Annotated in this window: 12 protein-coding genes; 6 read left to right on the top strand and 6 right to left on the bottom strand. The window is 45.9% G+C overall.

Going from position 1 to position 13,319, the window contains the following annotated elements; genetic code table 11:
- Positions 1-10: 10 nt before the first annotated feature.
- A complete protein-coding gene (locus tag AC2YIT_RS10530) occupies positions 11-1,096 on the top strand; it encodes a M48 family metallopeptidase (RefSeq protein ID WP_487279148.1) in 1,086 nt (361 codons plus the stop codon).
- A gap of 71 nt (positions 1,097-1,167) precedes the next feature.
- On the opposite strand, the gene AC2YIT_RS10535 is transcribed toward AC2YIT_RS10530, so the two are convergent.
- The 4 genes from AC2YIT_RS10535 to AC2YIT_RS10550 form a co-directional block, all read right to left on the bottom strand.
- Positions 1,168-2,025: a hypothetical protein gene (locus AC2YIT_RS10535; protein ID WP_487279149.1), complete on the bottom strand. Its 858-nt coding sequence runs from the start codon at positions 2,023-2,025 to the stop codon at positions 1,168-1,170.
- Between the two features lie 299 nt (positions 2,026-2,324).
- Positions 2,325-3,164, bottom strand: a complete 840-nt coding sequence (locus AC2YIT_RS10540) for a hypothetical protein (RefSeq protein WP_487279150.1) — start codon at positions 3,162-3,164, stop codon at positions 2,325-2,327.
- A gap of 196 nt (positions 3,165-3,360) precedes the next feature.
- A complete protein-coding gene (locus tag AC2YIT_RS10545; RefSeq protein ID WP_430844507.1) occupies positions 3,361-4,233 on the bottom strand; it encodes a hypothetical protein in 873 nt (290 codons plus the stop codon).
- A gap of 136 nt (positions 4,234-4,369) precedes the next feature.
- On the bottom strand, positions 4,370-5,209 hold the full coding sequence (locus tag AC2YIT_RS10550; protein WP_487279151.1) for a hypothetical protein: 840 nt from the start codon (positions 5,207-5,209) through the stop codon (positions 4,370-4,372).
- A gap of 167 nt (positions 5,210-5,376) precedes the next feature.
- Between AC2YIT_RS10550 and AC2YIT_RS10555 the strand changes: the two genes are divergently transcribed.
- On the top strand, positions 5,377-6,177 hold the full coding sequence (locus AC2YIT_RS10555; protein WP_487279152.1) for an SHOCT domain-containing protein: 801 nt from the start codon (positions 5,377-5,379) through the stop codon (positions 6,175-6,177).
- Between the two features lie 51 nt (positions 6,178-6,228).
- Here AC2YIT_RS10555 and AC2YIT_RS10560 read toward each other — a convergent pair whose 3' ends face one another.
- Positions 6,229-7,044, bottom strand: a complete 816-nt coding sequence (locus AC2YIT_RS10560) for a hypothetical protein (RefSeq protein ID WP_487279153.1) — start codon at positions 7,042-7,044, stop codon at positions 6,229-6,231.
- Positions 7,045-7,309: 265 nt separating this feature from the next.
- Here AC2YIT_RS10560 and AC2YIT_RS10565 point away from each other — a divergent pair, with 265 nt between their 5' ends.
- Positions 7,310-8,188: a mechanosensitive ion channel family protein gene (locus tag AC2YIT_RS10565; protein ID WP_430844513.1), complete on the top strand. Its 879-nt coding sequence runs from the start codon at positions 7,310-7,312 to the stop codon at positions 8,186-8,188.
- Positions 8,189-8,250: 62 nt separating this feature from the next.
- On the opposite strand, the gene ahcY is transcribed toward AC2YIT_RS10565, so the two are convergent.
- Positions 8,251-9,567: an adenosylhomocysteinase gene (gene ahcY / locus AC2YIT_RS10570; protein ID WP_430844515.1), complete on the bottom strand. Its 1,317-nt coding sequence runs from the start codon at positions 9,565-9,567 to the stop codon at positions 8,251-8,253.
- 300 nt (positions 9,568-9,867) lie between these two features.
- Here ahcY and AC2YIT_RS10575 point away from each other — a divergent pair, with 300 nt between their 5' ends.
- The 3 genes from AC2YIT_RS10575 (at position 9,868) to AC2YIT_RS10585 (ending at position 13,310) form a co-directional block, all read left to right on the top strand.
- On the top strand, positions 9,868-10,965 hold the full coding sequence (locus AC2YIT_RS10575) for a sensor histidine kinase (protein ID WP_430844517.1): 1,098 nt from the start codon (positions 9,868-9,870) through the stop codon (positions 10,963-10,965).
- Positions 10,966-10,968: 3 nt separating this feature from the next.
- Positions 10,969-11,691 (top strand): LytR/AlgR family response regulator transcription factor, encoded by a 723-nt coding sequence (locus tag AC2YIT_RS10580; RefSeq protein ID WP_430844519.1) that lies wholly within the window; start codon positions 10,969-10,971, stop codon positions 11,689-11,691.
- Between the two features lie 149 nt (positions 11,692-11,840).
- Positions 11,841-13,310, top strand: a complete 1,470-nt coding sequence (locus AC2YIT_RS10585; RefSeq protein WP_487279154.1) for a right-handed parallel beta-helix repeat-containing protein — start codon at positions 11,841-11,843, stop codon at positions 13,308-13,310.
- The last annotated feature ends 9 nt before the right edge of the window (positions 13,311-13,319 follow it).

Below are 13,319 nucleotides of genomic sequence, written 5' to 3' on the forward strand. Positions count from 1 at the left end.
TGCTGGCTTCATGTACAATTTTAGTGTCCGTTACCACGACGGCCGACTGTCCATCGCGCACGACGCGACGCTCACCCTCATGCCCGATCACTGGCTCATTCATTACCGTGATCCCTCGGGCGAGCTCACTTCGGTCCGATGGACGATACCCGGTATCGTGACGGACGAGAATTTCAGTAACCTATACATTTTCAGGTACGGAGAATTTCCGCAGCAAACTATTGAATGTAAAGAGGACAACCTACCCGAGACGCTTAAAAAGCGCTACCCGGAGAAGGTGTTTTTTCAAAAGAGTGTTACGGATATTTTTAAACTGAACAATGCCACTATTGTAGGGGTTGCTTTGGCTGTTTTGATGCTGATGGGCCTGGGCTACTGGTTTGGACTTCCCTGGCTGGCGGGGGCCGTCGCGTCGCGTTTTCCCGTAGGCACCGAAGTGCGAATGGGTGATACGATGTATGAAAATATGATCCGCGCTTATGAGGTGGATCAGGGCCTGACAGCCGTCACCGATGATTTTGCGAAGGCCATTGATTTCAAAACCCATTACCCTATACGCATAACCGTCGTGAAGGATAAGGAGGTCAATGCATTTGCCTTGCCAGGCGGGCGTATTGTGGTATTCGACGGCATCCTCCGGAAAATGCATACGAAGGAGGAGCTTGCCGCATTGCTGGCGCATGAAGTCTCCCATGTGCATTACCGGCACTCATTGCGCAACATTTTCCGCAGTTTGGGCGGTTATTTGTTCCTCTCGCTGCTGCTTAATGATGTCAATGGCGTCGTTACCGTCCTGGCCGACAACTCCAATGCCCTTGCAAACCTGACTTACTCTCGTGAGCTGGAAACCGAAGCCGACAGCAAAGGGATGGCAATTTTTAAGGCAAACAAGCTGGATTTGAAAGGGTTTGTGGATTTGTTTACCGTGCTTAAAAGCGCGCACGACGATGTGGAAAGCCTGAAACTACTGAGTACCCATCCATTGACGGCCGAGCGGTTGCGTGCGGCAGAGGAGATGGTGAAGGGGCAGGGAGTGGTGAAGGATAATGGTGATTTGGAACGGAAGTGGGAGGCGATTGAGAATGAATTGAAATGAAAATCGGGCCGTTGGTAAGACGGCCCGCCATAGTAGAGTGAGCTTAACTGTGAAACCTATCCAACGTGATCTCAGATCCCCTGCCAATATTGTGAGTACTTGAAATTCATGGTAGAAGTTGACAGTGATTGGTTGCTCCCTTTGCCAAATGGGTGATAGGCTTGTGTCCTGGATGTGACGTAACCAGCATTGTCCAATACGTAATTATACTCCCTAAAATTTGTCCATTGCGTTCCTGAGGTTGACTTAATTTCAATATCTTTTATGAGTACGTCACTAAACTTACCGAAAAAAGGCAACAACGGCTCAGTATTGATATTCTCAGGATTTAACGGGTATTTATCTGCTATTGCAGTGTAAGTAAATTTAGCTTCCTGAACCGGTCCGGCGTTGTTGATAGCCACAATTTTATCGAGCCGGTAAGCATTGGTCGGGGCATTGAATATATAAGAATAATTCCATTTAGCCCATGAGCTTTGGTAAAACATAGTAACCTCGTCCAATAGGCCTGATGCATTGTATTTATATTGATAACTGTCACCATTCGATCCTGTGACTGCAATACAGCGACCGTTTGCTATTTCATATATTGATTCACCTATTTTAGCATTTGTTGCTTGCGAATAGGAGGTGCAAGTGATAAATAGATTAGTGGTTCCATTATTGTCATTGTAAGTATACTTCCTGTACGTTGTTGCATTACTCACCCTATATAACATACCCATGAATTTTCCGCTTTTTATATATTGAACTCCGTCATCTCCATATTTTACCAATTTTAGAGCGGCATTTGTTTTAGCGTTTTCTTCATTGACCCCCGTCGTGGAATTAGATGCCGGACTAACTGGTTCATCATGATTACAAGCAGTCAAAATTCCAATCAGCAACAGATATTTAAATACATTACCGCCAATTTTAAATAGTTTCATAAAATTTGAAATTAAAGTTGATAAAATAATTTTCGATTCAAAATTACCTGAAACCGTAAAACGTATTGGAATTATTTAACTAACGGATAGTATTGTTGATCGAATGACAAATCGGTGAAAACAGAGCTTCTATTTTGATGTGAGTTGGGAATTTTATTGTAATAAAACTGATAGTGTGAGCCGTTGAATTGGTTACATATTTTTGAAGTGTTTTAATAAAATTGGATCGGAAAAAGATTGAGGCTGTATTGAAATAAAACCGGATAGTAACAAAACTACCCGGCTTGAAATAGAATGCATTATAGTCCCGGCCAACTTGTTATGTAGCTTAGACTATCTGTCGAAACATCAAATGCCGGCTCATATATGTTGGGATAATATGTGTCAGTCCTCGTGGTAACGTACCCGTCACCATTGAGGGTGTAGGTATAGTTGTCAGAGGATGCCGTTCCATCTAAATAATCCGTAATAACGGACTCTACTAGTTTATCGCTAAATGTTCCGAAGATCCTGAGATATTTATCAAGCTGAGTATGATAGGGATTTAGAAAATATTTGTCCTGAAATGCAGAATAGCTGAACTTGTATTCCATAAACGGGCCCGATTCGCCAATATATGTGATCTTGTCAAGCCGTTGAGCGTTTGGTAAGATTACCTTATAGGAAAACTGCTGTGTGAGAATATGTGCTCCAAAGTACCTCTTAATTTCAATCAGCGATCCTTGCGCGTTGTATTTGTACTCATAAGAAAATTTGGAGGTCAAATCCATGCTTGCCACACATCGCCCGTTTACTATATGGTAGGTTTTATGACTTGAAAGTTTGTTGTTGGATTTGGCGTATTTTTTGCTAGTAATCCACAAGTCGCCCGAGCTGTCATCGTAAGTGTATTCGGTGTAAGCATAGGGGTCATGTACCTTCCATAGCTTGCCGGCGAATTTCCCAAATTTTAAATATTGCAACGAGTTATCTCCGTGTTTTACTAAAAATACATCCGCTGTTATTTTTGCATTTTGATTGGTATTTTCGATATTTGGGATGCCGGGAGGCTGAACGAGTGAGTCATTTTGACACCCCGCTAACAATGCAGCGAGTGTCAACCCTTTCAGTGCCTTGCCTACTGTTTGAAATGAATTCATAATTTTAGCTATTAATGGGTTGAATGAAAATAAAATCATATCAAACTTAGCAGGAGGTGTAAAGTGCTGAAAATTCGATTGCCTAACGGCATAGATTAATAAGTATTTGGTTGAAGATTTTGAATTATTTGTGCTCTTGGAAAATAAAAAACCGGCAATCTATCCGACTGCCGGTTTTGAGTAAATTAACACTATACTAAATTCCTCCCCAGCCGGTCGAGTAATCTAGTCCACTGTATGACGCTTGTTTTCCGGCTTCATATCCATAGCCAAGTGGGAAAAACTCTTTATTTCTTCCAACAACATAGCCATCCGCATTGATGCTGTAAAAATAGCGATAGTAAGGTTTTGCCTGATTGGTATAAGGAAGAGGCGTTATCTGTACCTGCTGAATTAGTACATCGCTGAACTTACTAAAATAGGGTAGGTATGGGTCCAACCCCAAATGTTCGCTGTTCAGAGGGTACTTGTCCTTCTTCTCTGCAACAAGGCCGTATGTATAGGTGAAATTGACCTGTTTATAAGCGCCGGTCGGAGTAGAGAATACAACTTGTTTTAATCGCTCCACACCGGTGACTGAGTTGTAATCATATGTAAACACCTGTTTCTGTGTAAGCGCTCCCGATGATAAATTGATTTCGTTGAGTCGACCTACCTCGTTGTAAACAAATTGCGATGTCCAATTGGTAGTGAGATTGATTTTGGTAACGCAACGTCCGTTAACAATTTTGTATTTTATTTCATCTATCAAAGCGTTGGTACTCTTATTGTAACGCTTGCTGGTGATCCAGAGGTCACCTGTGCTGTCATCATAGGAGTACTGCACATAGGAGCCCGTTTCGGAAACTTTGGAAAGTTGGCCGGTAAAGCGTCCCTGTTTGACATATTGAAGTATGGCCGTGCCATCTTTTATTAGTTTCAATTCTGCATTTACTTTGGCATTCGGGTCATTAACGTTTACGTCGCTAGTCTGTTGTGGTGACATCACGTCGTCGTTTTGGCATCCGGTCAGAAGTGCGCCAAGTAGTAATACTTTTAATAGGTTTCCGGAAATGTGTAATTTTTTCATAACATTCTTTAATTAAATATGTGACGATTGTTTAAACTCATTTTAAACACAGCCACTGATAGAGCGTGCCATTTATCGGATGGGCGATTAGATAGAATGGATGATTAGAAATTTGATAGAATTTATAAAGCTATTATTACAGCTTAGGTGACGTGTATGTTCGGCTTGTAACGATGGTCATGCCGTTTATGCTGTTTGTTGAATTAATGGTTTTAGGATATCCACCTGCGTTGAATAAATAGGTTAAACTATATCCGGCAAATGGATCGCCATTCCACGGCAGAATTTTTGTTGATTCGTAGGTTGGCAAAAAAGAATGGAAAGTTCCAAAAATAGGAAGATATTTACTCGTTATTCCAAGCACATCGGGGTTGATCGGGTACTTGTTTTGCATTGGGTTTCCGCCCTGGACGATATAATTGAAATTAACTTCTTTCGTCGCAGCATTTGCCTGGTTGAAAAAATTGACACTTTTTAGGGAGGTTATGGCACTCTGGTCGTATCCGAATTCCATTCGCTCGTTTGGATTTGCCTTATTATAGACTTTCACTAACCTGCTTAGTTGCCCGTACTCATATTTAAGGGACTTGTTAGTTTCGGTACTTAGGCTTTCAGCACAACGTCCAAGGCCATCAAGCTGATAGGTGATCTGATAAATCAATGCGTTTGTGAAAATATTCTTTCTTTGCGCTACAATTGTCGATCCATTGTATTTATATTCTGTGTAAACATTTTCATCGGTATTTGTTACTTTTTTCAATTTTCCTCTATTCACGTCGTAATCGCCATAATATTCCAATTCATTTGCACCCTCTTTTAATAATTGTGGTGTAAAAGTAATTTTAGCATTATGATCATTAGTTGTGATATCGGATTGAGATTGTTGTGTCACAACATCTTCATTCCGGCAGCCGGCAAGCATTGCAACTAATGCAAATACTTTCAGCGGATTTCCGGTCAGCGTAATTCTTTTCATAACGTTTCGTGTTTAAATGTTTAAAAATTGACAAGTCTCGATTCAAACATAGTCGCTGTGTAGAAGTCCCAGGAAATCCAATGCGTGAGTGGCAGGAATCGGTTTGTTTACGGTTTGGAATGACCGGATGGCACTGTTTTTATGGTTGTTTTTCAAAATTGGATATCATGAAAACATTAAGCGCAAGCGGACAGCAGCAAGCGACCGAGATCGCTGACCGATATAACTTACGGCCGGAAACAGTGGTATCGCTTTTAAAGGCGATCATCCACGGCAATGGTACGATGGCCCAGTTCAACCTGCCCGAGCTCGGAGGGCAGGGGCAATGGATGAAGGGCGGGATGACGATGGTGGGCGATATGTTCAATAGCTCACTCCGCAGCACGGTCGACAAGCTCTGTAACGAGCTTTCGGAACTGGTTACTACTACGGTATTATTTGAGACAAACGATGATCCGCTAAGCGGTTCTCCCGTTCGCGAGGGTGAGCGCGAGCAACCAGGCACGCGAAATGGTTTTTTCAGCGAGCCAAGTAGTTCCTGGCCCGCGATATTCGGGAATCCGACATCGAGTGGTTCGCAGAACAATTTTCGGTATGCGTACTTTGCGCCGGTGCACAGGCTGGTGATCGAGGATAGTGGTAAACGAACGATCTACGACACCAAACACCACCAGATTACGGGTGTTTCGCAGCAACAGGGCACGACGAGTTCTTACCGGTTTACAAGCCAGGAGGGGCAGGTGGATTTGTCGGCATTGGAAGTAGTGTCGGACCCGGATGCGCCTAAGCAGCCTACGCCTGAAATAGCCTACGACGTTACCTCGAATGCAGAGGCATTGACCGCGGACAAAACGCCTCAGGATATCATTATTGCAACCATCGAAAAGTTGAATGTACTCTTTGAAAAGGGGCATATCACCGAGGAAGAATTTAAGGCGAAGAAGAAGGAGTTGCTCGAGAGAATATGAAGGAAACTTCGGGGCACTTGCATGCCCCGAATATCACGGGTTGTGCAAGTGCTAAAAGTTATACGTTGGTGCAGAGTATGTTCTGTCCGTCGAGGAGACAATTGCACCATAGATTTTCTTCAATGTAATATTTTTGGCCTTACCTGCATAGTCCAGCGTATAATTATACAGGTATTGGGTACTGGATAATTTTTGACCGTTCAAAAGGTATTTGTCTTCAGTTACTGTTTGAACAAGATATGTGTTGAAAGTACCGAATATCGGTAGATACCTGCTGATTCCGTCAGGGAGTAGATCCGGGGTTACTGGATATTTGTCCAGGAGAAGCGTCCCTGTTGCTGCCGAACCGTAGGTAAACTTTAACTCTTTGGTTTTCGTGCCAGACTCATCATAGAATGTCACCTTGCTAAGGGATTTTTTCCAACCACTGGCATCCGTTGTATATGAAAATTCCCGTCGCTCGTTGGGCTTGTCTTTATTGTACCATCTGGAGAGCTGCCCGTCAGCATTGTATTCGTATATGTAGGTCTTGTTTGTGACAGACTGGACACAACGGCCGGAGGCATTGAGGGTATATTTGTATTCCGCTGAGAGGGTGCCATATTTATAATTCTTAGCCGTGATCAGTTGTGGTACATAGATAAATTCAGAGTAAGCGGTGGCATAGATTTCCTTCCACAAAACGCCCGATCCATTGTAAGACAAATCAACCTGACCATCTTTAATTAAAAGACCCGCCGCCTGAGTGGTCTTTGCGTTACGGTCGCTGGTTGGTTCCGGTGTCTGCGGTGTGAGTATCGCACCGTTTTCAGGCTGGCAAGCTCCCAGCATTCCGGCGACCAGAATTCCGTTGGCTACAATAGCCATGTTTCGAAGTAGTTTCATAAGTATCCTTTTGATTGTGAATGAATTGATTTTGAACGGGTCCAAACATAAGGCAGCGTCGAAATGCCAGGAAAAGCGATGGGCAAAAGGCGGGGGCCGAAGAGCCTTCGGTTAAATCGCCGGTGGAGAGAGCCCCGAATTTCACGGGACGTATTTTTGCAAACCACATAACATTTGCGAGTTTTGCCTTGTTTATAAAAGGCCGGCCGCTTATTAATTCGATTGGCTGGCCGTATTAATAGCACTCATGATTTTCGCACAAATTTCCAAAATTGTTGACCCCATCGCCGTGAAGGTCGACCGCTGGACGGTCGAAGCTTATCGGCTGTTACCGAACTTGCTGATTGCCGTTATTATCCTCGTCGTTTTTAGGATTCTGTCGAGGTTGGGAGGGAAGTTTATCGAGCGGATATTGGGGCACGCGTCGCAAAACGTAGCCTTGGTCGGGCTGATTTCGACCATTACGCGCATTACAATCATCACCACCGGCTTCTTTTTCGCATTGGGCGTTCTGGGATTGGATAAAACAGTGACATCCCTGCTCGCGGGGGCGGGTGTGTTGGCATTAGCGCTCGGTTTTGCATTCCAGGATCTGACGACCAACTTCATCTCGGGTGCATTCATCGCGATTCAGCGGCCGATTCAGGTAGGTGACGTGATCGAGACAAACGGTTTTACAGGTAAGGTGCTGTCGATTGGATTGCGCTCCGTAAAGCTGGATAACTTCGAAGGTCAGCAGGTGGAATTGCCGAGCAAGGATATTTTTCAGAAGCCTATCGTGAACTTTACGCATTCGGGCGAGCGGCGTGTGCGCATGGAAGGTAGTATAGGGTATAAAGACGACCTTGCGATCGTCGAGAACCTTGCATTAAGCGTTATTAAAAAACTGGATTTTATCGATCCTTTGAAAGCGATCGAATTCAATTTCACCCGTTTCACGGAAAAAAGCATTGATTTTGAAATACTCTTTTGGATCCGGCAGGATAAGATCGGCCCGGGTCCGGCCAAAAGTGCGGCGATGAAAGTTGTGAAGCGGATTTTTGACGAAAACAATATCGCATTTCCGACACCGGCAAGGCCTGCAGACCTTGCTCCGCCTGGTTCGACGAAGCCGGACGATAAATAAGGAGCACAAAAAAGACCCCGCCACAAATGTGCAGCGGGGTCTTTTCAATATCAATCCTATTATTAATAACGGTAAGTCTCCGCTTTGAAAGGACCTGCGACAGTTACACCGATGTAAGCAGCTTGCTCTTCGGTCAGTTTGTCGAGGTTCGCGCCTACGTGTGCGAGGTGCAATGCAGCTACTTTCTCGTCCAATGCTTTTGGAAGAACGTATACTTTCTTCTCATAAGCAGCGGTGTTAGTCCAAAGCTCGATTTGCGCCAAAGTCTGGTTCGAGAATGAGCATGACATAACGAAAGATGGGTGGCCCATTGCGCAGCCCAGGTTCACCAGACGGCCTTCTGCCAATACGATGATGTCTTTGCCCTCCACGTTGTAGATGTCCACTTGTGGTTTGATCTGCGATTTGGTGTGGCCGTAAGATTTGTTCAACCAAGCCATATCGATTTCGTTGTCGAAGTGGCCGATGTTACAAACTACTGCCTTGTCACGCATTTTGAGGAAGTGACGCTCGGTGATGATTTTGTAGTTACCGGTCGCAGTAACGAAGATATTAGCGCGATCAGCAGCTTCGTCCATCGTTACCACCTCGAAACCGTCCATAGCAGCCTGCAATGCGCAGATCGGGTCGATTTCAGTAACGAGTACGCGGCAGCCTGCGCCACGAAGCGATTCGGCAGAACCTTTACCTACGTCGCCGTAACCTGCTACAACTGCTACTTTACCAGCCAGCATAAGGTCAGTCGCGCGGCGGATAGAGTCAACCAGTGACTCGCGGCAACCGTATTTGTTGTCGAATTTAGATTTTGTAACTGAGTCGTTTACATTGATGGCAGGCAGGTGGAGCGTACCGTTTTTGTAGCGCTCGTACAAGCGGTGCACACCGGTTGTAGTTTCTTCCGAAAGACCTTTGATGCCGTCGATCAGCTCGGGATATTCGTCAAATACCATGTTGGTAAGATCACCGCCGTCATCGAGAATCATATTGAGCGGCTTGCGCTCTTCGCCGAAGAATAAAGTCTGCTCGATGCACCAGTTGAACTCCTCTTCGTTCATTCCTTTCCATGCGTAAACAGGGATGCCCGCTGCCGCGATGGCCGCTGCCGCGTGGTCTTGGGTAGAGAAGATGTTACATGACGACCAGGTAACTTCTGCACCCAATGCTGTAAGGGTTTCGATCAAAACCGCAGTCTGGATCGTCATGTGCAAGCAACCTGCGATACGCGCACCTGCCAAAGGCTGTGATGGACCGTATTCGGCACGGATCGCCATCAAACCAGGCATTTCAGCTTCTGCCAATGTGATTTCTTTACGGCCCCATTCGGCCAGCGAGATGTCTTTTACCTTGTACGGAATGTACGTTTCGGTTGACGTTGCCATTATTTTACAGTTTAGTTAATATCTTGATTTTACCACAAAACTAAGTAGAAAAACCACCGGAGGGAATAAATGCAGATACAAATTCTGATTTAGGGGCTTAATTTGGATATTTTATCTTCCAAAGGCTTGATATGGCCACATTAGAAAGTGACGGCCCTGTGATTCACCGGTTAGCGAAGATATTTTGTCTGTACAGCAGTCCATTACCCAATCGATGCTGTTCGTCGACAATAGTATGACATTGGTCGACAATGCTTTTCTAACCCGGTATTGGCCTCCGAAATCGTTATCTTTGTTCCTATGCGCCCTGTTTTCCCGGTCCTGAATAATACCCAACATCAAAGAATTTTACTGCACATTTTGTTCTGGCTCGCCGTGCTGACGATCCTGACGATTATTTATGGTGCAGGTATGCCCGATTACTGGCTCACGATCGGCATTGTGGCCCTGTTCATGCCTATACACATCGGCTATTTTTACCTGATCGCCTACGTCATCATCCCTCGGTACTTCGATCGCAAGAAATATGTGCAGTTTGTACTGTTCTTTTTGCTGATCGTCATCAGTTCCACGCTGGCTTTCAGGTTGATGGAAATACTCGTCGCCGATCCGATTATTTATAATGCGGTGAAAAAGAACGACCCGACGTTCGTCTGGCGGAAGCTCGATGGGACGTTCGAACAGCAGCTTGCCAAGCCTACATACCTGATCAGCGCATTCGAGCAGACCAATATTTTCGTCTGGATCGCCTTGTCGGTGAAGTTTTTCAAAATGTGGTTCGATAGGCGGCAGGCGGCGATGGAGGCCGAGCTGAATTTCCTCAAAGGTCAGCTGCACCCGCATTTTTTGTTCAATACCCTTAATAACCTGTACGCATTGACCCTCAAACAATCACCGCAGTCGCCCGGAGTGGTGATGGGGCTGGCGGAGATCTTACGGTATATGCTTTACGAGGCCAATACCGAGGTGGTGCAGCTGGAAAGGGATATTAGTATACTTAAAAGTTATATTGAACTGGAAAAGATCCGGTACGAAGATCGGCTGGATATCCATTTCAGTATCAATGGCATGGCACCGGAATATAAGATAGCGCCGCTGCTGATACTGCCGCTCGTGGAGAATGCATTCAAGCACGGCGCCAGCGAGCAGATCGGGCAGGCGTGGATCAATATGGATTTGCGGGTGAAGAGCAATGCATTGAAATTCAAAATATCTAACAGTAAACCCGAGACCGCCATGCCGGACGATCGCCCGCATCACGTCAGCATAGGCCTCGCGAACGTGCGCAAGCGGCTCGAAATCCTCTATCCTTCGGCCCATAACCTCAAAATCATGGACGAAGAAGATGTATTTGCCGTGATCCTGGAAATTGACCTTGACAAACGATTGGAAATCTGAATTATGAAGTTGAAAGCCATTCTGGTGGACGATGAACCCCATGCGATCGAGGTGTTGGACAACTACCTCGCCAATTTTGCGGAAATAGAAGTCGCGGCGCGCTGCCAGGATGCGATCCAGGCATTTCAGGTATTGCAGCAGCAGAAGATCGACCTGATGTTCCTCGACGTGAAAATGCCCGGACTGAAAGGCACCGATCTGCTGAGAAGTCTTAAAAACCCGCCGAAAGTCGTTTTCACTACCGCATACCAGGATTATGCCGTGGAAGGTTTCGACCTCAATGCGGTTGATTACTTAATGAAACCCATTCCGTTCGAGCGTTTCCTGAGGGCAATGGACAAGGTATTTACAGGTTTGAACATTTCTAACCAATCCGTTTCCATAACGCAAAAGGCTACACCGGCTAGCCAGGATGTGTTTTTGTATTTAAAAGTGGACCGTAAAATGGTGAAGGTGAACGTCAACGACATTTACTGGATCGAGAGTTTAAGAGACTATATTAAGGTCGTTTTGAAAGATAAGGCCCTCATTTCGAAACAGAAAATCAGCCTTTTGGAAGAACTCCTTCCCGAGGACGGGTTCATTCGCATTCACCGGTCGTTCATTGTGTCGGTGGACAAGGTGGAAAGCTACCATTCGCACAAGCTTGAAATCGCCGGAAAGGAGCTGCCGATTGGCCGCAACTTTCGTAACGACTGCCAGCGCCGCTTCAAACTGACCTTTTAAATGGCGCTGCAAATGGCGTTTGTCGACAAAACCCGCTGTTGATCGACACTCGCTTTTCCATGCTTCCCAGGCTCGCCAAATCGGTTTAAAATTGCACCGCCATTGAAAAATGGAAGTGAAATTCATTTAAATCATTTGGATTATTAGCCATGTTAAAAGCAAGAAGAATTCTTTGGGCAGCCTTGTCCTTTGCCCTGTTGCTGGGTAGCTGCAAGGAGGACGAAGATCCAACACCATCCAACACATTGACCGCCAAAGCAGGTGCGGACCAGAATGTAAACGCAGGCTCTGTTGTGAACCTCGACGGTAGCGCATCTACCGACAGCGAGAACAAGCCGTTCGAATTCAGTTGGGCATTCAGTAAAAAACCGGCGGGTAGTACCGCCAATCTGGCCTCGGCTACCACCGCCAAGCCAACCTTCACGGCCGACCTTCCTGGTGAGTACGAAGTAGAACTGACCATCAGCAATGCAAACGGGCAGAGTAAAGACAAAGTCCTGATCACCGCCACCGTGATCGAACCGATTGTAATCGACGCGAATATCCGTGCTAAACTCACCCTGACCGATCGCATTAACAATCCGGCCATTCCGGATTACATCGTGAATGCGAATGTGTCGGTGAATGCGGAGCTTGAAATCAAGCCGGGCGTGGTGATTGCATTTGCGCGGGATACCCGCATTGAAATCAACGACGGCGGCGGTGTGTTGCTCGCCAAGGGCGATTCGGCGAAACCGATCCGTTTTATCGGTAAAGAAACTACCAAAGGTTTCTGGTCGGGTATCGTATTCCGCTCGTCGAGCAGTGCGAACACGCTCGAACACGTGCAGGTAATGCATGCGGGCAGCAAGCCGCTTTATGCGACTATCAAAGCCGGTATGGCGGTCCTCGGGGCCGGTCGTGCCGAAGTGAATATTAAAAACTGTCTTTTCGAGCAGAATGCAGGTTATGGCCTCTACCTCGAATATTCGGTAATTCTGGCATCGTTTGAAAAGAACAATTTCAAGGACAATACCGAAGCGGGCATCCTCATGGGCGCGGAAAACGTGAAAAACCTCGATACGGATTCTAAATTCACGAACGGGAATGGACGCAACGTGGTAGAGATTTTCGGATCATCCCTGCCTAAAAACGCTACGACGGAGGTAGTTTGGAAGGGCTTCAAAGATAAAACGCCTTACCGCATTCTTGAAAACATTGCTTCGGACGCCAATTGGAAACTTTTGCCGGGCGTGATCATCGAGGTAGGCCGCGCGGGCTATATTACCATTGAGGACGGCTATTTCAACGCAATAGGAACCGAAACGAACAAGATCATCATCCGTGGCGCTGAAAACACCGCCGCTTACTGGAAAGGGTTGCTCTGCTTCTCGACCAGCGACAAAAACGTGATCGAAAATGCGGAAGTATCCGGAGGCGGTAACATTGCCATCGTGTCGGGCAAGAAGGCCAACATCGCGATCTACGGTGGACAGTCACGTATGGCGATCCGTAAGTCGGTGATTTCCAACAGCGGTGGCTACGGAATCTTCGTCAACTACCAGGGAACCATCAACGCCGACGTCGAAGCCGTCAACACTTTTAAGGACAACGCACAAGCGAAGCTGCTGAAAGAGTAGGTAGCGGTA

The organism is Dyadobacter sp. SRI_021, from assembly GCF_057586235.1.

Excerpts from the sequence above, each read along its gene's own strand:
- AC2YIT_RS10540 (WP_487279150.1), bottom strand. The coding sequence starts at position 3,164 with ATGAATTCATTTCAAACAGTAGGCAAGGCACTGAAAGGGTTGACACTC.
- AC2YIT_RS10555 (WP_487279152.1), top strand. The coding sequence starts at position 5,377 with ATGAAAACATTAAGCGCAAGCGGACAGCAGCAAGCGACCGAGATCGCT.
- AC2YIT_RS10585 (WP_487279154.1), top strand. The coding sequence starts at position 11,841 with ATGTTAAAAGCAAGAAGAATTCTTTGGGCAGCCTTGTCCTTTGCCCTG.
- AC2YIT_RS10550 (WP_487279151.1), bottom strand. The coding sequence starts at position 5,209 with ATGAAAAGAATTACGCTGACCGGAAATCCGCTGAAAGTATTTGCATTA.
- AC2YIT_RS10580 (WP_430844519.1), top strand. The coding sequence starts at position 10,969 with ATGAAGTTGAAAGCCATTCTGGTGGACGATGAACCCCATGCGATCGAG.
- AC2YIT_RS10565 (WP_430844513.1), top strand. The coding sequence starts at position 7,310 with ATGATTTTCGCACAAATTTCCAAAATTGTTGACCCCATCGCCGTGAAG.
- AC2YIT_RS10545 (WP_430844507.1), bottom strand. The coding sequence starts at position 4,233 with ATGAAAAAATTACACATTTCCGGAAACCTATTAAAAGTATTACTACTT.
- ahcY (WP_430844515.1), bottom strand. The coding sequence starts at position 9,567 with ATGGCAACGTCAACCGAAACGTACATTCCGTACAAGGTAAAAGACATC.
- AC2YIT_RS10575 (WP_430844517.1), top strand. The coding sequence starts at position 9,868 with ATGCGCCCTGTTTTCCCGGTCCTGAATAATACCCAACATCAAAGAATT.
- AC2YIT_RS10535 (WP_487279149.1), bottom strand. The coding sequence starts at position 2,025 with ATGAAACTATTTAAAATTGGCGGTAATGTATTTAAATATCTGTTGCTG.
- AC2YIT_RS10530 (WP_487279148.1), top strand. The coding sequence starts at position 11 with ATGTACAATTTTAGTGTCCGTTACCACGACGGCCGACTGTCCATCGCG.
- AC2YIT_RS10560 (WP_487279153.1), bottom strand. The coding sequence starts at position 7,044 with ATGGCTATTGTAGCCAACGGAATTCTGGTCGCCGGAATGCTGGGAGCT.